A 21,442-nucleotide genomic window follows, 5' to 3' on the forward strand; every position below is an offset into this window, starting at 1 on the left:
TAGGAACAGGGTATCAGAGGGCACGACAGTCATCCTGACACTGGGGGTGGCTCAATCCTCGCCCAGCGGTAGTGCCTGCTCTTGCCCTTCAGTGCCATGGCCATCTTGGCTCTCTCCCGAGGCAGGCTGCCATGGGCCATCAGTGGATAGGCGGAAATCACGTCGTAAAGGGGCGTCATGCGATAGGCACTGCCCGGTTCGAGAAACAGGCTGAAGTTCTTGGCATGGCCATCGATAGCCGCGAGCAGCCAGAAAAGCATCTGAGTATAGAAGAATCGTTTGCGATCATTACCCGCTTCCTGAGAACCAAGCAGCAAACGCATGGCATCAGCAATACCGGGACCGCCATCGCTTTCGTACTTCAACGCCGGTGCCACCCCAAGAGCCTGGCAGAAGTCCTCCTGTGGTAATCGCATCAGCCAGTCACCCCGCCCGGACCAGCGCCGATCGAACCTCTCGACTACCAGAACCGTCTGGGTACCGAATGTGGCCAGCGCCGCCTTCGCGACAGGCAGCCCGAAGGCCGCCAATATCTGAAGACAAAGCCACTCATTTTCGCCACTCTGGCGAAGATCGATATTGCCGTGTTCCAGAAAGCCGATCGGCAGCTTGAGAATATGGCTGGTTGGCGTGCTGCCACTGGGGCGCTGCCACCTGCCCTCGTACCAGAGCAGCGCCGTCTTTTCCTGGGCTCCCGCCAGCGAGATCCTGAACTCGCTCTGCTGGCTCATTCCAAGCGGCGCTTCACGGTATCCTATCAGCAACCCCTCGATATCCTGGTCGCTCACAGGCTCTGCGGTTACCTGCCGCACACTTTCCAGCATGCTGCTCTCGGGATACAGCTGGATTGCCCCGATGCAGTCTCGGCCGATGCTGGCCAGCAGATCGAAAGGATGCCGAGTGGCAAGCTGGAAGCGCACCTGCATCCTCGCCCGAATATCTTCAGAGTCGGGCAAGAGATTATCGAAGAAGTTGTAGACGACCTCACCACGATATTCCGACAGGGTCAGCGGCATCGATAGAGAAATGGCGCGCGCGCCGGCTCTGTTGAACCACTCCGGAAGATAGCGAAACGTCATCGCCCCTGAGCGGGCAAGTGTCAAAACGCCCACTTCAATACCATTCATTGCAACGACCAGGTTCGGCATGGCTACCACTCCTGATCCCAGTTCTGACTCTTGTCTGCCGCTCCTTCTGCCTGGTTACGCGGTGTAAGATGCAGTTCAAGTTCCAGCACGGCAAGTAGCTTGAAAAGCGTTTCTATTCGGCTCTTCTCAGGATGGTTCTCGAAAGCGGATATCGTCGCCTGTTTGATACCGACCTGCTTCGCGGCTTGTTGCTGTGTGAGCTGCAGCTGACGCCGGGCACTTTTCAGGGAGTGAGCCAGCATGTCAGGTGACGTGATTTTCACATTACCCCCCACATCGGATGAATAAGAATTATCCCTCATGGGGGATAATAGCAAATTATCCGCGCAAGAGGATACACTGCGAGGACATTACCTGACCATCACCCTCTCTGCCAGACGCCTCTACTTGTATCAGGCGACACGTAAAACTGCCCCCCCAGGCGACACGAAAAGCTTACCCTGCCGGTCGGTCGCGATGCCGCCGGCATGCTCCTCTATCTGCAAGTACTGTCCGGCCCCTGGCAAAAGGCGCGCCTGCTGTCCATCGGCCAGGCCGTCGAAGCCAAGTTGGGCACCGGGCTCGACATCCTTGGCTAACCGCCGGCAACCTGAAGCACCCCTCCATCCCGCCCGGCTCGCCTCGCATGCCTGTCGGTAACGTAGCCGCTCCCTCACCTAGCGCCATTTTTTCCCTGGCGGGATATAAAGCGTCCTACTTCGACAAGCCAGAAGAAATTGTCCCAATAGGGATAATTTCATTGACACCAGCATCGAAGATTCTTAATTTTCCCTAAAGGGAAAACTATTGGAGCTTTCCATGCGCCCCGGCACCCCAATTCACGATACCGCCACCCTTGGCCGACTGATCCGACAGACGCGAAAGCAGCAGAACCTAACACTCGAAACGCTGGCAGGCCTGTGCGGGTTGAGCATACGTTTTCTCAGCGAATTGGAGAACGGCCGGGAAACCTGCAGCCTAGTGCGAGTGCTGCTGGTGCTCGATGCCTTGGGAATAGAACTGACCGCCGAACCGCCCGAGACAGACGCCACATGAGCCGACACGATACTCTGAACGTTTGGCGTGAACATCGCCTGGTCGGCACACTGTGGCGAGGTAGCGGCGAGCGCCTAATCGGCTTCGAGTACGACAGCGAATGGCAAGCCACCGGCCACGCCATTTCCAACAGCCTGCCTCTGGAAAAGCGCACCTGGCTACCCGAAGAACAAACTGCCCATCGCTGGTTCGGCAACCTGCTACCCGAAGAGCAAGCCCGTATGGCGCTGCTCAAGCGGCTTGCCATCCCCGACGACGATTTCGCACTACTGGCAGCCATCGGTGGCGACTGCGCCGGCGCACTCACCCTTCTTCCGCCCGAGCAGCAGCCAGCCACCCAATGGGAAACGACACCGCTGGCGCTGGACAAACTCGCGCGATGGGCTGCCAACCGCGAGCGCTACTCGCTGATGGGCTCCGAAAGCGATGCCCCTCCCCCACGCCTCTCATTGGCAGGTGCGCAGGATAAAATTCCGGTAGTGCTCGACAACGGCGAACTCAAACTACCGCGGGGAGGCACCCCCTCCTCGCATATTCTCAAGTTCGCCGTGGAAGGCCGCGAACTGATCGTCTTGAACGAACTTTTTCTCAACACGCTAGCACGCCTCGCCGGACTGGCCTGCCCCACCACGACACTGGGCCAGGCGGAAGGCCATGCCTACCTGCTGGTGGAACGCTACGACAGAATCGGTATCGGCACCCAGGGGCTGCGCCGCATTCATCAGGAAGACTTCTGTCAGGCCATGGGGCTCTCGCGAATCGAGAAATACCAAGTGCCCGACGGCCCGCATTTCGGGCGGTGCATCGCCACGGCCCGACAAGCCTGTCGCCCCAGTGCCGCCTCGATCCAGCACCTGCTGCGCTGGCAAATTTTCAATGTCTTGGTCGGCAACACCGATGGTCATGCGAAGAACCTATCGCTCCTACAGAACGAGCGAGGTCAATGGCAAATCGCCCCCGCCTACGACCTGGTAGGCACCCTGGTGCTGGGCTACCACCGCGACCTGGCTTTCTCGGTCGGCGATCAGTTCAATTCTCAGCAACTGCTGCCCCGCGACTGGCAAACCTTCGCCAAGGAGTGTCGCTTCAGTTATCCCTTCGTGCGTCGCGAGATACTCTCGCTCGCCGCCAGGCTGCAGGAATTGCTGGTGGCCGATGAACTACGGCAGGCCTTGAGCGATGCAGGGCTGAGCGAACATGGCTGGGTAAGGCTTCAGCAGCAACGCCAGCACATTCAGTCGCAATGCAACAAGGCGCAGCGCTGGTAGCCCTCCAAAGGCACTAAGAATTGCTCAAATCCAGCGCTCACAACACAAATTGACCTACGTGGGTCTCAGCCTGTCACCACTCGATACCGTCACCTTCATCCGACTGCACGACGAGGTCTACGTATGCCGCTACGCCGGCGGCCTGCCCAAGGAGTGCGTCTACGACCAGACCAAGATGGTGGTGATCTGCGAGCAGTTCCGCGAGCTGGAGGTGAGCCAGCGCTTCTACGGGCACGCCCTACTTGACCGCTCCAACGGCCAGCAGGAGGTGACCCATGGGGCAGGTTGAGCCGACTACCGGGCGCTACCGCAGCCTGCGCCACAGCGCCATTGCCAGCGACCTCTCCGAGCTGCTGGCCCAGGCCAAGGCCAACGAGGTCTCCTAGCTGGCCTTTGCCTACCTGCGGGCCAAGCACGAGCGCCAGCCCCGCAACGCGAAGCGCATCGACCTATAACCGTCGACAGGCCGGCTTCCCCAGCGACAAGCGGCTGGAGGGATTCGACTATCGGCACCAGACCACCATCACCCTGCGCCAGACCTACACCCTGCTGGACTTCGCCTTCCTCCATGACCACGAGAACCTGGCATTCATCGGCCCGCCGGGGCCGGTGCGTAGATCCCGCTCACCAGGCATCGGCGTACCACTCGGCCTCGCATGCTATGCTCCCCATCATCGCCACCTACCATTCTCGCTCGCAGGAGGTTGCCTTGTCCGTCACCGGGAAGAAACGCTTGCCCATCGGGATCCAGACCTTCTCCGAGATCATCGACGGGGGCTACTACTATGTCGACAAGACCCCGGTGATCGAGCGCCTGGTCCAGCAGAACAAGTACTACTTCCTCTCCCGTCCCCGGCGCTTCGGCAAGAGCCTGCTGCTGGATACCCTTCGCTGCCTGTTCGAGGGACGAAAGACGCTGTTCGAAGGGCTCTACATCCATGACCGCTGGGACTGGCAGCAGACACATCCTGTCATCCGCCTCAGCTTTGGCAGCGGTGTGATGCGCACCCGCGAGGAACTCGATGAGCGCATTCGCCACCAACTGCGCAAGAGCCGCGAGTACCTTGACCTGCCCACCACTCCCAAGACAGATATTCCCGGTGAGTTCTCGGACCTGTTGGAGCTGGCGCACCAGGCAACGGGCCAACCGGTTGTGTTGCTGATCGATGAGTATGACAAGCCAATCCTCGACAACCTGCTAGCGCCCGAAAAAGCGCGCGAGCTACGTGAGGGGCTGATAAATCTCTATAGCGTGATCAAGGACGCCGACCCGCACCTGCGGCTGGTGCTGATCACGGGTGTTTCCAAGTTCAGCAAGGTGAGCCTGTTCTCGGGGCTCAACAACCTCAACGATATCACCCTAGATGCCCCCTTCAGCACGATCTGCGGCTATACCGACGACGACATCGGCAGGGTCTTTGCCCCCGCTTTGGCTGGGCTGGAACGTGACGATATCCGCCGCTGGTACAACGGCTATCGTTGGGGTGGGCATGACGTCATGTCCGTTTACAACCCCTTCGACGTATTACTGCTCCTCCAGAAACGCAAGTTTGCGCCTTACTGGTTTGAAACCGCCACGCCGACGTTTTTGGTCGACCTGCTCGCCGAGCGAGGCGTATTCACACCTCAACTGGAGAAACTACAGACGGAGGCCGAACTGCTAGGACGGTTCGACGTGGACCAGATCAGCACGGAGGGGTTGCTCTTCCAGACAGGCTATCTGACGGTCCACCAAGTCGAAGAGCCTATAACCGGCTACTGGCTATATACCTTGGGCTATCCCAATAGGGAAGTGGAATCCAGCCTCAACCAGGCCTTACTGCCCGCCTTGGGGATAGAGCATGCAGCCCCGCAGCGCCTGACACTGTTCAAATGCCTTCAGGCAAACGACCTTTCAGGGTTGGAGGCACACCTCAAGGCCCTCTATGCCGGCCTGCCCCACGACTGGTACCGCAACAACCCGATCGCCAGGTACGAGGGCCACTATGCCAGCGTTTTTTACAGCCACTTCGCCGCCCTGGGACTCGACATCACCGTAGAAGACGCCAGCCATCACGGTCGGGTGGACATGACCGTAGAAGCCTTCGGCCACCTCTACCTGTTCGAATTCAAGGTGGTAGAGCAGTTACCCGAGGGCAAGGCGCTGGAACAGATCCAGGCCCGCGGTTATGCCGACAAGTACCGCGCCACCGGCAAGCCGATTCACCTAATCGGGGTGGAGTTCTCCCGGGAGAAGCGGCAGATCGTGGCGTTTGATACCGAGACGGAGAGCCCGCCATGACAACGACACACGATCCGCTTGGGATGATATTTGCCTACCGTGTTTTCGATCTCCGCGACCGCTTCCCCGAGCCAGTAGAAACGTTTCGCGAGGCTCTGGAGTGCCTGCAAAGCGACCGCGCTTATCTGCCGGAGCTCAGCGGCGATATCGTGGCCTATCTACGTGGCGGCTACGCCATCACGATCCCTGCCGCCTTCTTTTTGCAGCGACAGGGTAATCAGGTCGTCTTGGCGAGCCCTGAAGAAAACGAGCGGATAGAGGCAGAGGTCATAGCTTGGCTTCGCAAGGCCGTGTCAGAGCAAGCGGCGCATCTAGACAAACCGCTGCCGGTCTCGAAGCGCCCATATACCCTGGATGAATTGCTGACCCAGTGTGATCCAAATGCCGCCGACTCTGAAGAACTCCGGCAATGGCGGGCCATGCCAGATGTGGGACGAGAAGAGTGGTGAGCGAGCAATACGGGATGAGCTGACGTTGCCGAACGCCTGAGCTTACTACTCTTCAATACAGGAGCTGAAGGTCGGCTCAAAGAGGGTCCCCTCTGTCAACCGCTCTTTTACACGACCAGCTAGAAGCATTTGTGACTGCTCCCCACCCTAAGCGCTAACGCGCCACGGGCGAGGCTTCCCACTTCTCAGGCAGCAACCGGCGATGTGCCGGACTTACGCAAGCCTCCATGGGCAGAGACGGACAGCCCTTCCGCCTTCAACTGGATGATGCCTTGATGCTTGATGTTCGTAACCGGCCGGGCATCACCGCCGGCGCATGATCAGCCGGGTTGTTGCCAGCTGTGAGGCAGGAGTTCGTGGAGCTGGCTGGCCTTCTGGGTCGGCAGCCGTTCCAGCACGTCCTTCAGGTAGGCGTAGGGCTCATGGCCATTCAGCTTGGCGCATTATGCCGTGCACGGCATAAGGCGCACTGGATCAGGCTCATAATGTTGGCGGCGCGCTGGCCACTGCGCAGTGACCCGGCGAACAGCCAGTTACTGCGACCCAACGCCCAGGGGCGAATCAGGTTCTCGACCCGATTGTTGTCGATCGGCAACCCGCCGTCGTCGAGGTAGCGCGTCAGCGCCGCCCAACGTTTCAGGCTGTAGTCCAGCGACTTGGCGGTGGCTGTACCGTTCGGCACCTTCTCTCGCTGAGCCAACATCCAGCGGTGCAGTGCCTCAGCGATGGGCCTCGCCCGGGTCTCTCGGAGTCATTGGCGCTCTTCAGCGCTCAGTGACTGGGCCTCGCGCTCCACCTGGCAGAGCTGACCGATCAGCTCAATGGCCTGACCGGCGATCTGGCTCTTGTCGGCCACGTGCAGATCGACGATCTTGCGCCGGGCGTGGGCCATGCAGCCGATCTCGGTGACGCCGTTGGCGAAGCTCTGCTTGTAGCCGCTGTCATCGTCGCACACCAGCTTGCCCCGCCAGTCGCCGAGGAAGTCGCGGGCATGCTGGCCGCCGCATCCGTCGCTGACGTCGTAGACCACTGTCTTCAACCCGGCTAAGGGCGTGGTGGCGTAGGCCCAGAGGTAGGCGCGGTGCGTCTTCTTCTTGCCCGGGGCGAGCATCGGCACCGGCGTATCGTCGGCATGCAGCACCGGCTCGCGGAGCAGCAGGTCACGCAGGGCATCGATCAGCGGTTGGAGCCGCACGCCGCAGATGCCGACCCATTCGGCCAGGGTGGAGCGCGGAATCGCCACGCCGGCGCGGCTGAAGATCTGCGCCTGGCGATAGAGCGGCAAGTGATCAGCATATTTGGCGATCAACACCTGGGCCAGCAGGCCGGCGGTGGGGATGCCCTTGTCGATAATCTGTGCGAGCATCGGTGCCTGAGTCAGTGTCTCGCACTGGTCGCAGACCCACTTGCCACGGATATGACGCTCGACGTGATACATGCCCGGCGTGTAGTCGAGCTTCTCACTGATCTCTTCGCCGATCCGCCGCAGCTGGCAGCCGCAGGCTCAATGTTCGCTTTCCGGATCATGGTGGATCTCGATGCGCGGCAGCTCGGGAGGCAAGGGGGTGCGCTTGAGGAACTTCTTGGCGTGGAGGTGAGTGCCAGGTCCTCCAGCTCGGCCTCGATGGCGGCGATGGCGGCATCCACCACCTCGTCCAGCAGGCTGATCTGCAGGACGTTGAGCTGCTCGCTGCGCTTACCGAAGGCGTGGCGCTTGAGCAGCACCAGTTCATAGGTCTGCTTCTGGTTGATCTGCTCGCTGTGGCGGAGCGCCTTATCTCTTTCTTCCACCTGCGACATCAGCGTGGTCGCCGGGTGGCGGAGCTGATCGGGGGTGAGCTGGGACAGATCGGGCGGCATGGTCATCCGCCGAGCATGCCAGCCCGCCGGTGACCGTGGGATTGGCGCATCCGCGAATAGCGAGGTGGGAGATGCTATGCCGCTCCCAGCCTGAGGCATCAGACCACGGAGATCACCCCACCGGCGCCGAGACGCTGCCAGGGCAGGCCTTGAACCAGCGCCGTGCCAGTTACCGGCCCAGTGGAACTTGCCCTGGTTCAGGCGCCGGGCGTACAGCAAGACACCCAGGCCGTCGTGAACCAGCACCTTCATGCGGTTGCCGCGACGATTGGCGAAGAGATAGGCACAGTGCGGGGGCGCCGCACCGAACACCTTGACCACGCGGGCCAGCGCCGTGTCCGGGCCGGCCCGCATGTCGAGCGGCTCGGTGGCCAGCCAGATCTCGTCGATGTGGATCATTCCGGTAGCCCCTTCAGCCAGTGGCCACACTGAGCGGCCTCACTCACCGGCTAGCGCACCGTGATCGTGCCCCTCACCGACGGCAGCTCAATGAGATCTCGCTGGCAGTGGCAGGTGTCGTTGGCAGGTCGGCCGGTGGCGGCACCGGCAGGGGCACAAAATCCGGCACGGCCGGCAGCTGGCACTGCCGCTTGGCCTTGCGGATCAAGGTCTGGACGAGGTTGGTGTTGAGCCCGTGCTGCAACATGACCTGGGCAATCGACGCGTCGCTCTCCAGGCAAGCCGCGACGATCTTGGCCTTGAACGATGGGGCGTAGCGACGGCGGCGACGGATCTCACGCTCGGTGCTGGGTAAGATCAATGGGCACCTAATGTCGTTGGTCAGAGTGTTCGCGGAAGGCGTGCTCACCGGCCCGTTACAGAACTACGTCGTCAGGGATTCAGAACTGTGGCAGGCTTTGAAAAAGCCCTGACAACGTTGACGTTGCCAGGGCTTTTGGCACGCAAAACTTGCGAGAAACCACCACGATTCAGTAGTGGTACCTGCAAGAGATGATCGTAATCGAAGGCTCCGCCACCACATAAAACCAGTCGATTTGACTCGTCAATACGGCGAGACCAAAACCCAGACAGATTCTCCTTTAGTGGCTCGGGCTCACCAATACCTTCAAACGGCGAGCTCATGACATCTGCGATTAACCTAGTGATTCAGTTAAGTGTTTTCTTATTTTTATTTTGCCAATAGACACAGTCACTCCATGACTCACCCGTCCAGCACAGGAGTCGATTACTCATCGTCATCGAGCAACCTACGTTCAGCGACTTTTCCTGAACGGTACTGCTCGATCGACCTGTTCAGATGTGCCGAATTCGCAGGAGAGCGAAGCAGGTGCACGGTTTCCATCAGGCTATTATAGTAATCGAGTGACATCACGACGGCATCTTCAGAGTCTCGACGTGTGATAATAGCCGTATCGGCATCGTTAATCACACTGTCCAGCACGTTCTTTAGTCCGTTTCTTGCTTCTGTAAAGGACACGACCCTCATGGCACTTCTCCACGGCCATTGCATTGAGCTCACCATAGTATAGCCATCGAACATGTTCAGTATGGTGTACATGTTGTCGATTGACGAGGGCTGCCCCCTTCCTTTCGAATGTCCGTCAAGCCGTGTCGCCCTCCCCTGCTACGCCGTCCCAGTTGCACCGGGAGGAAGACGATGTCGTGTTCCGTGAATGATGCCGTGCCAGTGGAGGTCGATCACTCGGGCGGCGGCGTGCTCCGGGGTCAGGCCAGTAGCTCGCTGACGGTGGTGTCGACCGAGCTGTGCTATCTGGACGTCATCGACTGTCCCGAGCTGGTGAGCCTCGACCTGCCGGGCTGTCACCCCAACTGCCATATCATGGCCAGGCGCTGCGCCCGGCTCAACGCTCGAGCCTGCCAGGGCAGGCCCTGCACCAGCGCCGTTACCAGCTAGGGGAAGAGCGCGACGCGATCACCGTGCCAGTTACCGGCCCAGTGGAACTTGCCCTGGTTCAGGTGCCGGGCGAACAGCCAGACACCCAGGCCGTCGTGCACCAGCACCTTCATCCGGTTGCCGCGACGATTGGCGCAGAGATAAGCACAGTACGGGCGCTCCGCGCCGAACACCTTGACCACGCGAGCCAGGGCCGTGTCCGGGCCGGCGGGCATGTCCAGCGGCTCGGTGGCCAGCCAGATCTCGTCGATGCGGATCATCCCAGCAGCCCCTTCAGCCAGTGGGCACACTGAGCTGCCTCGGCGACGGGCCAATGCACGCTGATCGTGCCACTCGCCGACGGCAGCTGAATGCAGATCTCGCTGGCAGTGGCAGGCGTCGTTGGCAGGTCGGCCGGTGGCGGTAGGGGCACAGAATCCGGCACGGCGGACAGTTGGCGCTGTCGCTTGGCCTTGCGGATCCAGGTCTGGACGAGGTTGGTGTTGAGCCCGTGCTGCAACGCGACCTGGGCAATCGACGCGTCGCCCTCCAGGCAGGCCGCGACGATCTTGGCCTTGAACGATGGGGCGTAGCGACGGCGGCGACGGATCTCACGCTCGGTGTTGGGGGATGTCATGAATAGGTGCCCACTTAACAATAGATGGGCACCTAATGTCGCTGGCCAGAGGGTACCGCGGAGGCGTGCTCATCGGCCCGTTACAAAAAACCGACAGCCTGCTAGCCCACCCGCTCCGAATGGCGTGGATTGAAAAAAAATTGCTTCTTAACGACAAAAGCCATTTTTGGGCCCCTGTAGATAGGACATGGCTATCTCACACTCGGAGCAACCCATGAGCCAGAACGCCCTAGCAACGCTAAACGTATTTTTACAGGTGCGCCCACTATCGACGCACCCGCTCACTCTTCCGGCGACGCTGGAGACTCGCACTATCCAGGACATTCTCGGTCCTCAGGATCTTGGCAGCGTGTCTGACGATCCCACACCTCAGATGCTCAACCACCCGCCAGTGATTTTGGTACATGCCGAGAGCGGCGAGATCCTCCTGAATCGCGATGCTGTCATAGCACAATTGCAATCGAGCGGTGACGCGCGGGCTCAAGTGCCAAACAGCCTCGTGGTCTATGCGCTAAAATCGACCACGTTGGACATGTCACTTCGCACCCTGAATTTCATTTATGGACAACTGCAACCGCTGCACTATCGCAAGAAAGATTCAAACGAAAACAGCCTGGCAGATATCGCCGCCGACACCCTGAAAGCCGACCGGGCTCTCTACACAGCCATCTCCCAGGAACTGTTTAACAGGACGTCCCTCGAACTCCGGCACTACCGAGTGCTGTTTGCGGCCACCAACCTAGCCGAGCGATCCATTCGCAGCCTGAAAAATGCCACCTCAAAAAAAAATTTCGGCAATGTAAAGTCGACTAGACCAGCCAACAAATCAACAGACAACCCCCTCATAATGCCAACGGAAATCAAGGAAAAAATTAAGCATAAAATCGCAGAAGTGCCCGGCAGCTCTTCCTGTGACAGCCCGCCAAAGGAGGCGAGTTTAAGCGATGCTACTCATTCACCCGGATCTCTGTCACCGACCATTTACACCTCAACAAATCGCCGTGAAGACCGCCAGTTTCACCTTGCACTTATCGAGGAAGACGCATGACTTATGGAGTCCAATACCCGGCAGAAATCAGGGCTAACTGGGCAGAAGCCGTAGACGTCCTCGAGCTTGACCCTGGTGAAAACAATAAGATCCTTTCCATCGTCGCGTATGCCCAACCTCCCCTGTATTTTGAGGCATTCACCGCTGCATCAACCCTCTATGCCGCGGATCATGGCATCACGGTCAGCGCGGGGAGTCTCGACGCCATTCGGGAGTCAGTTGATATCAGTTCGGCAACTCCTGAGCGCACCGGTAGCTACTTTCCAGTTTACTATGCTCTCACACATCCAAAAAAACTGGGAAATTTACAGTGTCATGCCAGCCAATTCTCAAGGACAGCCCTCAGCAATTTGTTCCAGGAGGTCGCATCAGGAAGACTTGTGTCACGACATCGATTTTATCAGCATGTCGTAGATACACGAGATGTAATGATGGCCGTCATTGCATCAGGATGGCAGCCAAAATCAGCATCATTAACTCGCGAGAAGGCACTGCTCGCCGCCGTTCATAAAGACGCATTTTATGGGCTAATTGACAAAAAACTAGCCAGTAAAATCGAACACTTCGAGATGATTATAAAAGGTGAAATTGAGCCGGGAAAAATCCAGCAACAACGAATGGTGAGTGGTGGTGGCGGGCGTGGAGGCGAGATTAGAAGCACTACCAAAAAGGATGAGTGGCACGCAGAACGTGTTTCAGAGCTGGCAAAACAGTCGATGCGCCCCCGCACAACCCGCCGCAGTACCACACGGGCAATATACTCACGTGACACGATGGTCGACACCAGCTTACGCGACATGGGCATGCAGGCAAAGACGGCGCCGGACGGCCATGGCGCCAATGAATCGACGAGCGAAACGCTCATCCTGTATCGCCCGACACCCTCGATGCAGACACCAGCAGATGATTGCCGACTGGTCAGAGGATGGATGGCCGGCGCACCGACAACCTCGCTTAAGAGCGTCACCGACCTCGCCCGCCTCACCCCAGATCAGGTAGACCGAGTGATGTCGAGCTGCTTGACACCGGTCTGCCAACTGTTTGCCACGCTGTTGCTAAGTACCGGGCTGCCTCCTGCCAGGTTGGCTAGCCTCGCGGTGAAGCAGAGTTGCGACCTCGAGGCGATCATTACCAGCACCAATGAACGACCCTACTGGCTGCCCGAGCATCAGCTTATTGTCTATCGCCTGCTGGACGGGCCGGTGCCACGCGACACGTCGCCAGCGGCCACATGGGTGATGTTAGCACTGCCGGCGTCGCTGGCCTCGGCATTGACGGGTCTCGAGGTGCCTTTTCCCCGGCGGCCGTTTCAGGGCGTGGGTGCCTCACTGAACCAGCAACTGCGCCGGATGTTCGCAGACTCCCCCGGCATTACCCCTACCGCTCATCGGCTCAGTGCCAGCAGTTGGCTGTATTGCCGCCCCGATGCGCGTGATGACGTGGCGGCAGCCTCACTCTCTGGACAGTTCGGGCTCGGTCTGGCAGCACCCGCCGCCTACCGACGTATTCCGCGAGCAGAGCACCAAGAAATTTTTGAGCAAGTGCTGCGACAGCTCGGCTGGGAAGTCCCTGCATCGTCACCACAGCCGAACACTCCCATGCTGATACTACACGGCTGCATGGCGTTGGCAGGTTCGGGAGTCGCCCAACCGGCGAGCGCCTTCGCCGAGCTGTTTCAGTGGTTACGCGACGCCATGAAGGACCCCGGCGCCGAATTAGCGAGATGGTGGACAGGTGAGCCGGTACCGTTGACAGCTGTTACGACCCTTCACCAGTTAGTGTCATCCCATGAACTTCTCGCCTGGCACCTCGCCTCAGGGGCACGTCCTATCGGTCCCAGCAGCGAACATTGCCTGGCGGGCGAACTGCAGTGGGTAGACGACAAGGCATCTGCACTGGGTCACGAGTCGCGCGTCATTCCACTGCTGGCCTCCATCCGTAACAGCCTCCAGGCCTATCACCAGTGGACGAAAGCCATCCTGACTCGGGTGGCCGAAGGTCACATGCGACTGGATGATCAGAGAACCGCGAAGGTCCAGACACCACACTGGATGACACCCTCGCGGAGTGGGAGGTCCGTGACCCTGCGGGATATGCGCTGGCAGGATATGGCCTCCCTGCCTCCGCTGGCAACCTGGCCAAATAATGTGTGTCGCCACTCGACGGCCAGCTGGCTACGCGAGCACTGCCCAGATGCTGTGGTTGACCACCTCCTCGGCCATACGCGGCACGGTCGAATGCTCTCATCGCCTCGCACCGAGGCCACGCTCGGGCAGCAACATGAATTGCGCCGAGCCCTCACCGAGTGGCTGAGCCAGTGTGGCTACCGCCCCCTCAACTGGAGACTCTTACCATGGTGGTGAACAACGCGGAACAGCTCATCAGCCTTTGGAAAGCCGAGAACAACCCACTCGTGGCCCCGCGCTCATTACCTGATACTGAATGGGCCGTAGCGGCCATTTTCAACGGTATGATGACGCCTTCTCCCCCGCATTCCCTGGGCGAAAATGACGCAAGCCATCTCGTCAAGGGACTAATGGAGCATCGTAAGGCTACCGGGAATCCAATCAGGCACACTATCGCCAGAAAGCGCATTAACCGCATTCTGGCTCAGATGAACACACTGCCCGATATTAGCGCAGTGCTCATCCCCGAACCGGTACAGACACACCGCCCGACCGCCTTGCCCACGTCTTCGCGACTCTTGACTTCCGCCATGGAGATGAAGGAGCTGGATCGCAGCCTGCTCAGCTGGTGCCGAGCAACGAGCACGGGTGACGCCTGGTTACTGGTGATGGCAATTCGCCTGATGACGCGACTCGGCATGAGCGAACGGGTCATGCTGGGCACACTGTCGCAGCTGACACTTCAGCATATCGACAAGCCGAACCGCACGCTGGCCATCCCTTCCTCTGCGGATGCTGCCGGTCCGGATGACGGGCACTACCGAATTGCCCTTCCTGACTCCCTGTGGGTCCCCCTACGAGCCATCATGACACGGGGGAAGCACCGCAGCTCAGACGCCTGGTTGTTCGCCCCCGATGACAAGGCGCTGACGCTGCCATTGAAAAAGCGGCCACATGAACTTCGCAAACGCGTGAAAATGGCGGCTCGTCAGCTATTGAAGGACCCGCAGCTCATGTCGCGTCGCGTGACTGCGCATATCCAGCGCTGGTCGCAGCTAACTCAACCATGCCGTCATGTAGCGGTGATCTCTGGCATACCCCCGCTGTGGAGCACGTTATTGCGCGACTATCCGTTACCCACCTGCACCCCCACACCCCTTCGATTAGGGCAGCACAATGCACACCACTACTCACCAGGAAACCTAAAGGGGAGGCTTCCTGATCGCCAGCGTCGGCATCGTCCTCCTCTCCTCCTAGAACGGGACTCAGAGGTCGACAATCTACCGCCTGGAGCAGACACTGCTCAGTTTTCCGCCACCATTCCGGCAACACGGCCCGCAGGGGTGCATAGGATTGATACTGACCATCTTCCGCTGGATTGGCGCCGACGGGTAAAAAATATACTGCAGCAGTTTCTTTCTGAAACGGGGCGTCTATCGAAAAAGTCGGTCAAGGCCAAGAAGCACGATATCGATATGCAATCGCTACTTATTAAGTATGAAAATCAACTCGAAAATTTACTCGGATTCGCCGGACACTACCCTAGCTGGCTGCTGCATTTTTTGTATCATCAACTGCGCACGGAGGGGAATACGATCAGCACGGCAAAGACGTATTTATCACGCCTGACTCCTATCACGCTCCTGCTTCATGATGCCGTGCTTGACCTGAACGACTGGGACGATGAGGTCGTGATGGAACTCGAAATAGCGGCCAGGGAGGGTAGCCACTGGTCGGAATCGACACTCGACGCGTTTCGAGGCTCAATGAGAGGGTTTATTCGATTCTGCAAACAGCATGGTCTACTGGAAGAGGTCACGCTGCCAAAACGCACTAACAGCCTCACACCCAGCGTACTTCGCACACGGATTATAACACCTGATCATATGCATATCATCTGGGAAGAACTCACCAACGAAATATCCGACGGCTCTTCAAATCAGATGAAGGCGTTGGTGATAGCCCTCGGCTTCTATGGCGGCATGCGTGCCTCAGAAATCGAGTCGCTAACGCTCAGTGATATCCAGATATGCTCCGCCAATGAAAACGGAAGAAGCCGATGCTGGGTAGATATTCTCGACGGAAAGACGGCAGCTGCGAGACGCCGTATAGCTCTGCATATCATGGCACCTCTTGCGGTAATCAGTGGGCTAAGAGGGTGGATTGGAAAACGAAAGCAGTCATGCAGTGACACCGCACTTCCGGATATCGCGCTATTTGGACCGCGCCATTCTCCTGATGCCTATAGGCGGCGCCACCTCATCACACTAGCTATTGAGGAATTGCGATATCGCCTGGGTGAAGATATAGATTTTCATAGCCTGCGCCATGCGGCTGTCTCGTGGGCGCTACTTCGCCTGCATGCGGCGAAGCATCCGGGGTTTGCGGATACTCTTCAGCATCGGCATCATTGGATGTTCCAGCCGGAGACTCTTCAAGATACGCTAGAATATTTCTGTGGTGCCGAAGGGACTGACACCTTGGCAAGGGGCACCGTTCTTCTGCATGTAGCCAAGTGGATCGGACACCGCGACCCCACAACGTTACTGGAAAACTATGCACATACGCTGGGGTTGATTCATGGAGACATTCTGGCCCCGAAGAGCGCAAAATAGAGGCTTTATCGTCTTACAAAAAACACTAAAGACATTATCGGATATGCAGAAAGGACATGTAATAATCCGATAGCTTGGATGCCACCTGACGTGATGAGGGGAGACGTCACGCAAAAGCACCTCCCCGGGCCGCATCGAGGTACTGGCGGATGACGTAAAGGTCCTGCACCAAACCGCTGCACAACCGCTCCAGGGGGGTAGTGCCCGCGAAAAGCAGGTTACGGTTGGGGCGTCGTAGCCACGAGTCGGCAGAGTCGGTGCGCGGAAGCAGGATCTGAAGCGCTTTGTAGATGCCCAGTATCAGCGACATTCTCTCCAGATGGTTGATGTCCAGCTTGGCACGCTCGGGGGTCCTCCGCCAGCGGCGGTAGGTGGATCTCGGCACCCCCAGCAACAGAGCTGCTTCAGTTTCTCGCAGCCCCCAGGCTTGGACAATATTGGGATATGTCCGCATTGCAGCTGCACTCATTTCATTCCGCTGTCGGGCGGAAAGTTCTCGTAACGCCACGCCCCTCCCTCCAATTGATCAATTTAATCAATTGTTGATTATTTTACAGCACGATGCCAGCCAGGACACCCCTGACAGGTGCCGGCCTGGTGTAAGCGTTCTCCAAGGCGTGCCGGTTACTGCTTGCCTTAAGAAGGAATGACCGGATTGTCAGACTGACGACAACTACCCTACCCGACTGGCCATTCTAGTTCTTGCCCACGTCCGGCGGGCCGAGCAGCAGCAGGGCATCGCCGTTGGCGACCCGGCGTCCGCACCAGCTCACGGATCTGGCCGGGGTCCACGGCGGGTTGGGCGCTGAACTCGAACCCTTCCAGAGTGAGCAGGAACGGGAAGCGGGCGATGCTCAGCCCCATCTGGATGCGCCGCTGCTCCTTGTGGGCCACCTCCTGCTCGCACAGGTAGGCCAGCGTCTCGCGCAGGGTCAGCTCCCGGCGTGCGGCTTCGTCGAGCAGCGTGTCGAGCCGCTCGCGGATGGCGCTCAGCTTGAGACGCGTCAGCATGGCATCCAGGCGCTCCGTCTCGGGCATCGTCATTACCAGCCACCTCCCACCACGGCTTCGTACTCGGTCAGGTCGCGCTCCAGAGCCTTGATCCGCTCGCGTTCAGACGTGGTCGCGCCTTACCGACGACCTGCATCACGCTCGGCCTGACGGACCCAACTACGCAGCGTCTCTGGCGTGCAGCCGATCTTGGGGGCAATGGCACCGATAGCGGCTCACTGGGAGGGGTAGTCCGTTTCGTGGTGAAGACCATGCGGACGGCTCGCTGCCGGACCTCAGGTGCATATCGCTTGGAAGTGTTAATGGCTCCATCCTCTCAAGGTTTGGAGCCTCCGGGAATCCCGGTACGGTTCATCAACAAGGTCGCCGACGCCTTGGGGCTTCACCTGACGATCAAGCCGGTGTCCCAACCTCCGGCCCCTTGTCCCTGATCGGGTCGGAGGGGGGCTTGCGCCCTCCGTCCTGATCGTGCGCTTCTGACCCTGCGCACAATGAGCGCCGTCAGCAAGGCTGACCGGCATCTACTTCCACGACCTGACGCATCATGCTTCGTGAGGTGATCGGAAAGCTCGGTAGGGTGTGGTATCTCGTATCGCCCTAGCACATTTCGAGTGTTGGCACAGGGACTGGAGTTTTAACGATCGAAAAAAACATTAATACCTCCATTATGACTCAGGATGTTTTTCTCTTATGGCGCTTCACCACTTCGCAATACCCAACAAGGATCGTACACAACATAATAATGATAACAGGCGACATACCGAAAAGAAATATCCAAAGTTCACTCATGACCTCAACCCTCGCGACCCATATATCAATCACTATAGCAATAATATTAAATTACACAACTTTTTTATTGCAAGCCACACCATGGACAGTGACAGGTGCCCACGCAACAAAAGATGGGCACCTATTCATGACATCCCCAAGCACCGAATGTCAGAGCCGTCGTCGCCATCGCCACGCCCCTTCGCTCTAGCCCAATATCGTTGCAACTTATAGTGAACAAGCCTTAATCGCCACTACAAAGAACATCTCAATTTCACGTGACTTTAGCTAGCCAGACGGAATAACACGGCAGCCGCCAACAAAGAAGTCGCGACAAACATACCGTTCCAGCGCAGACCAATCTGCAAAGCCGTCATGCCAGTGAACCGCGACATTATCATCATCGCCGCGGTAAAAGGAGACGACACCATTGTTAATGACCAGCCCGTCAGCATGGCCGCGGCAAGCAGCGGCAACGATACACCTTCGAGTTCTACTTGAGCAATCATACTGGTCAAAAATGTGACACTGATGATTGGATTAACACCAACTTGAGCAAGCATAAAGATCAGCAGCAGCACCAGAATCGGCAACCAGCTTGCGAAAGACGCCAGAAATGATGCCACTCCTTCCAACTGAGCAGGGTCAAGCAGTGCCACACTGAGAAAACCAAGGTAGGCGCCAGAGCCTAACGCCACAACCTCATTACCTATACCACCGAGCACATTAGGCAACCTGCGGGCAAGCAGAATAGTGGCCGGCCCTACACCGGCACTGCCGAGACCACGGCACTGCCAAGCTAACCACACCCATGCTCCCAGCGGCACTCCGATCAATACAGCCTGAGGCAACCGCACAGAAAGTAGTACGGAAAGAAAAAACACCAACATGACCAGAGCCAGCAACAGCAAGCTGAATGCCGCCAGAGGCATCAGCGACGAGCGCTCAAGAGCAGCTTTAACGGCGCTTGGACGCGGACCTGCAAGCTGGTCGCAGCCCCACCCCAGCAAGAACAATACGGCGGCAGATGCTAGCACATAGGGAAACAGCTCTCCCCAAGTTAGCGACTCCAGGTTGCCCAACACCACTGCGACACCGATACCCAACGGTGAGACCAGCGGCGCCAGGGTGAAGCCTCGCAAGGTTGCTAATAACATGCGACGACGGCGCACTTCCTGCACCCACACCCTCCCCTGAGCAGCGCCGAGGGTATTGGCCTTGTCAATCATCGACATGAACAGATTCAATACGCCAAAATTCAGCACGATGCCAAACAATGTGGAACCCAACGAGAGCATCGGATAACGCCAGGTCGGCGGCTGTATCAACAGACTTTGACCACAATGGTGAATTAGCTTTGATCGATATGCAGGGAGGCGCAATAAGGCCAGCACGGTCATAAACGCCGCGAGGAATACGAATCCAGCAGCCGCCTCATGCAGCACTGCCCAAGGAGCAGGGAGCCACCAAATGGCGAAAAGAGACATTAGAATGCAAGCAAAAACCAAGAGGCGCGCCATCGAACTGAATCGAGGCCATCCCAATAAAAGAAACAACATCAACAGCAACTGAGCCAAGCTTGCAATAATTAATGCGCCACTCAACATGTGCGCAATTGCCAGCACCACAATACCTGCAAGCAGGTGACTAGACCATTTGCTTGTAACCAAATCTCTTCCGAAAAATTTCACCGACAATTAGCCTCCCTGGCTACAGGAGAGCCGGCCTCAAATGGTGGCCGGCTCTATTCCCTTACGCACCGTTCGATCCCACCGACCGGTGCGATATCACGGGCACTATGCCCTTGGCATCATGGACTGGACTCATCTACGCTGCGTTTCGGTTCTTTGCGTGCCGTAATGAAGCGATAGATGGCCAGTGAAATGGAGCCGACCGTTAGAGCAATAAAGAACCATGTGATCGGACCGCGCACAAAGATCGACAGGTCGTTGGAGCTAATCAGCAGTGAGCGACGCAGGTTATCTTCGAACATCGGACCCAAGATAAAGCCAATCAAGAAGGGAGCTGCTGGTATCCCGGTACGATTGAACACATAGCCGAGCACTCCAAAGGCCAGCATCAACCACACATCGAAGGTATCATTATTGACCGCATATGCCCCATACACACAGAACATCAGCACGATCGGAAAAAGAATCGCCTTAGGAATATCAGCAATCAGAGAAAAGTAGCGAATTGCTGCGTTACCAACGAACAGCAAGATCACTGAACTCAGCATGATCCCCAGGAACAGCGCATAAATCAGAGGAAGGTTTTCCTGGAACAGGATCGGGCCCGGCGTCAAGCCATGGACCATGAAGGCACCCAGGATAATGGCCGTGATGACGTCACCGGGAATACCCAGCGACAGCAGCGGAATCATGGTGGCACCAGCCACGCCGTTGTTCCCCGCCTCTGAGGCGGCAACACCTTCCACCTCTCCCTTCCCAAACTTATCGCGATTGGGGGAACGCCGCTTAGCATCACTGTAAGAGATGAACGCTGCCGCGGTAGCGCCTGTCCCAGGAATAGCGCCAATCACCACCCCAATCAGGCTGCCACGAACAATGCTCTTGATGCTTCGCTTAAACTCAGCCATTGTCACCCCGACGCCGCTTGCCTTCGCGCGCAGATGCGGGACCACTTTCTTGCGGTAGAATTCGATAATCTCAGGAATCGCAAAAAGCCCAATCAACAGCGGAATAAACGAGATACTGTCCATCAAATTATAATTATTAAAGGTTAGCCGCTGTGAGCCAAACACTGAATCCAAGCCCACCAATGAGAGCAGGATACCCAGCAGAGCCGCAATCAGCCCCTTGATCATGGAGCCACTGGCCAGCGATATAATGATGGTCAGTGAGAAGCAAATCAGCCAGAAAAACTCTGGGGCACCAAAGTTGAGCGCTATCTTGGCCAGATAGGCGGCAAAGAAGATAAGCGCAATATTAGAGATAAAGTCTGCAATGACAGAGGAGTAGAGCGCCATCTTTAGCGCTTTCCTCGCATTACCCTGCTGGGCAAGCGGATAGCCATCCAGCAACGTACAAGCCGATGCCGGCGAACCCGGCGTACGAATCAGAATCGCGGTAATCGAACCGCCATACATGCCGCCCTTATAAATCCCCACGAGCAGCAGGATCGCGGCCACCGGCTCCATGGAGAATGTAAAGGGTAGCGCCAGGGCTACCGCCATGGTGGCGGTAAGACCGGGGATCGAGCCGACGGTGACACCGACCACCACCCCTACTGCTATCGCGATAAAGTTCTCTGTAGCAAGGAATAACTGGAGTACTTCAGTAATATTATCCATATCTCACCAGATCTTGAGGATGGCCATC

General features: G+C 57.9%; 18 protein-coding genes and 5 pseudogenes. 10 read left to right on the plus strand and 13 right to left on the minus strand.

Features of this window, described 5'->3' with window-relative positions; genetic code table 11:
• Positions 1–29: 29 nt before the first annotated feature.
• Together HIR79_RS11805 and hipB are read right to left on the minus strand one after the other, a co-directional pair.
• Positions 30–1,148, minus strand: a complete 1,119-nt coding sequence (locus tag HIR79_RS11805) for a type II toxin-antitoxin system HipA family toxin (RefSeq protein WP_169958513.1) — start codon at positions 1,146–1,148, stop codon at positions 30–32.
• A 2-nt stretch (positions 1,149–1,150) separates the two neighbouring features.
• Positions 1,151–1,450: a type II toxin-antitoxin system antitoxin HipB gene (gene hipB, locus HIR79_RS11810; protein ID WP_502708650.1), complete on the minus strand. Its 300-nt coding sequence runs from the start codon at positions 1,448–1,450 to the stop codon at positions 1,151–1,153.
• 496 nt (positions 1,451–1,946) lie between these two features.
• Here hipB and HIR79_RS11820 point away from each other — a divergent pair, with 496 nt between their 5' ends.
• The 6 genes and pseudogenes from HIR79_RS11820 to HIR79_RS11845 all read left to right on the plus strand — a co-directional run bounded on the left by HIR79_RS11820 (position 1,947) and on the right by HIR79_RS11845 (position 6,181).
• Positions 1,947–2,183: a helix-turn-helix domain-containing protein gene (locus tag HIR79_RS11820; protein ID WP_119023749.1), complete on the plus strand. Its 237-nt coding sequence runs from the start codon at positions 1,947–1,949 to the stop codon at positions 2,181–2,183.
• Entirely contained in the window at positions 2,180–3,451 is a 1,272-nt protein-coding gene (locus tag HIR79_RS11825) for a type II toxin-antitoxin system HipA family toxin (RefSeq protein ID WP_169958514.1), read from the plus strand. Before HIR79_RS11820 ends, HIR79_RS11825 begins: the two co-directional genes overlap by 4 nt.
• A gap of 46 nt (positions 3,452–3,497) precedes the next feature.
• Positions 3,498–3,689, plus strand: a pseudogene (locus HIR79_RS11830) (IS21-like element ISCARN89 family transposase); the annotation flags it as partial.
• Positions 3,690–3,844: 155 nt separating this feature from the next.
• Positions 3,845–4,045: pseudogene (locus HIR79_RS18830) on the plus strand (hypothetical protein); the annotation flags it as partial.
• 115 nt (positions 4,046–4,160) lie between these two features.
• Positions 4,161–5,732, plus strand: a complete 1,572-nt coding sequence (locus HIR79_RS11840; protein WP_211620717.1) for a PD-(D/E)XK nuclease domain-containing ATP-binding protein — start codon at positions 4,161–4,163, stop codon at positions 5,730–5,732.
• Entirely contained in the window at positions 5,729–6,181 is a 453-nt protein-coding gene (locus tag HIR79_RS11845) for an AbrB/MazE/SpoVT family DNA-binding domain-containing protein (RefSeq protein ID WP_169958517.1), read from the plus strand. Before HIR79_RS11840 ends, HIR79_RS11845 begins: the two co-directional genes overlap by 4 nt.
• 320 nt (positions 6,182–6,501) lie before the next feature.
• Here HIR79_RS11845 and tnpC read toward each other — a convergent pair.
• The 5 genes and pseudogenes from tnpC to HIR79_RS11870 all read right to left on the minus strand — a co-directional run bounded on the left by tnpC (position 6,502) and on the right by HIR79_RS11870 (position 9,488).
• Positions 6,502–8,047 (minus strand): annotated as a pseudogene (gene tnpC, locus HIR79_RS11850) (IS66 family transposase).
• Between the two features lie 174 nt (positions 8,048–8,221).
• Positions 8,222–8,440, minus strand: a pseudogene (gene tnpB, locus HIR79_RS18670) (IS66 family insertion sequence element accessory protein TnpB); the annotation flags it as partial.
• 73 nt (positions 8,441–8,513) lie between these two features.
• A complete protein-coding gene (locus HIR79_RS11860; RefSeq protein ID WP_169958518.1) occupies positions 8,514–8,801 on the minus strand; it encodes a transposase in 288 nt (95 codons plus the stop codon).
• Between the two features lie 169 nt (positions 8,802–8,970).
• Positions 8,971–9,235: pseudogene (locus tag HIR79_RS11865) on the minus strand (Txe/YoeB family addiction module toxin).
• A complete protein-coding gene (locus HIR79_RS11870) occupies positions 9,228–9,488 on the minus strand; it encodes a type II toxin-antitoxin system Phd/YefM family antitoxin (protein ID WP_169958519.1) in 261 nt (86 codons plus the stop codon). Before HIR79_RS11870 ends, HIR79_RS11865 begins: the two are co-directional and overlap by 8 nt.
• Positions 9,489–9,659: 171 nt before the next feature.
• On the opposite strand from HIR79_RS11870, the gene HIR79_RS11875 reads away from it, so the two are divergent.
• Positions 9,660–9,917: a hypothetical protein gene (locus HIR79_RS11875; protein WP_169958520.1), complete on the plus strand. Its 258-nt coding sequence runs from the start codon at positions 9,660–9,662 to the stop codon at positions 9,915–9,917.
• Here the strand turns inward: HIR79_RS11875 and tnpB (HIR79_RS11880) are convergent.
• Both tnpB (HIR79_RS11880) and tnpA read right to left on the minus strand, forming a co-directional pair.
• Positions 9,914–10,177, minus strand: coding sequence for an IS66 family insertion sequence element accessory protein TnpB (tnpB, locus tag HIR79_RS11880; RefSeq protein ID WP_169958521.1), 264 nt, complete (start codon positions 10,175–10,177; stop codon positions 9,914–9,916). The genes HIR79_RS11875 and tnpB (HIR79_RS11880) overlap by 4 nt on opposite strands.
• Positions 10,174–10,533 (minus strand): IS66-like element accessory protein TnpA, encoded by a 360-nt coding sequence (tnpA, locus tag HIR79_RS11885; RefSeq protein ID WP_169958522.1) that lies wholly within the window; start codon positions 10,531–10,533, stop codon positions 10,174–10,176. The genes tnpB (HIR79_RS11880) and tnpA overlap by 4 nt, the downstream gene beginning before the upstream one ends.
• 214 nt (positions 10,534–10,747) lie before the next feature.
• Between tnpA and HIR79_RS11890 the strand changes: the two genes are divergently transcribed.
• From HIR79_RS11890 to HIR79_RS11900, 3 genes are read left to right on the plus strand one after another with little or no spacing between them, the layout of a single operon-like run.
• The gene (locus HIR79_RS11890) at positions 10,748–11,581 is read left to right on the plus strand and encodes a hypothetical protein (RefSeq protein WP_169958523.1); all 834 of its coding nucleotides are present in this window, start codon (positions 10,748–10,750) and stop codon (positions 11,579–11,581) included.
• Positions 11,578–13,944, plus strand: coding sequence for a hypothetical protein (locus HIR79_RS11895; RefSeq protein WP_169958524.1), 2,367 nt, complete (start codon positions 11,578–11,580; stop codon positions 13,942–13,944). The genes HIR79_RS11890 and HIR79_RS11895 overlap by 4 nt, the downstream gene beginning before the upstream one ends.
• Entirely contained in the window at positions 13,935–16,322 is a 2,388-nt protein-coding gene (locus tag HIR79_RS11900) for a tyrosine-type recombinase/integrase (protein ID WP_169958525.1), read from the plus strand. Before HIR79_RS11895 ends, HIR79_RS11900 begins: the two co-directional genes overlap by 10 nt.
• A 106-nt stretch (positions 16,323–16,428) precedes the next feature.
• On the opposite strand, the gene HIR79_RS11905 is transcribed toward HIR79_RS11900, so the two are convergent.
• The 4 genes from HIR79_RS11905 to HIR79_RS11920 form a co-directional block, all read right to left on the minus strand.
• On the minus strand, positions 16,429–16,791 hold the full coding sequence (locus HIR79_RS11905; protein ID WP_169959561.1) for an antitoxin Xre/MbcA/ParS toxin-binding domain-containing protein: 363 nt from the start codon (positions 16,789–16,791) through the stop codon (positions 16,429–16,431).
• A gap of 209 nt (positions 16,792–17,000) precedes the next feature.
• On the minus strand, positions 17,001–17,366 hold the full coding sequence (locus HIR79_RS11910) for an ATP-binding protein (RefSeq protein ID WP_211620723.1): 366 nt from the start codon (positions 17,364–17,366) through the stop codon (positions 17,001–17,003).
• 1,019 nt (positions 17,367–18,385) lie between these two features.
• Positions 18,386–19,798 carry a hypothetical protein gene (locus HIR79_RS11915; RefSeq protein WP_502708651.1) on the minus strand — a complete coding sequence of 471 codons (1,413 nt, stop codon included), beginning with the start codon at positions 19,796–19,798 and terminating at the stop codon, positions 18,386–18,388.
• Positions 19,799–19,911: 113 nt separating this feature from the next.
• The gene (locus HIR79_RS11920; RefSeq protein ID WP_169958526.1) at positions 19,912–21,414 is read right to left on the minus strand and encodes a tripartite tricarboxylate transporter permease; all 1,503 of its coding nucleotides are present in this window, start codon (positions 21,412–21,414) and stop codon (positions 19,912–19,914) included.
• Positions 21,415–21,442: the final 28 nt, after the last annotated feature.

It is taken from the genome of Halomonas sp. PGE1 (genome assembly GCF_013000985.1).
Lineage (GTDB): Bacteria > Pseudomonadota > Gammaproteobacteria > Pseudomonadales > Halomonadaceae > Halomonas > Halomonas alkalicola.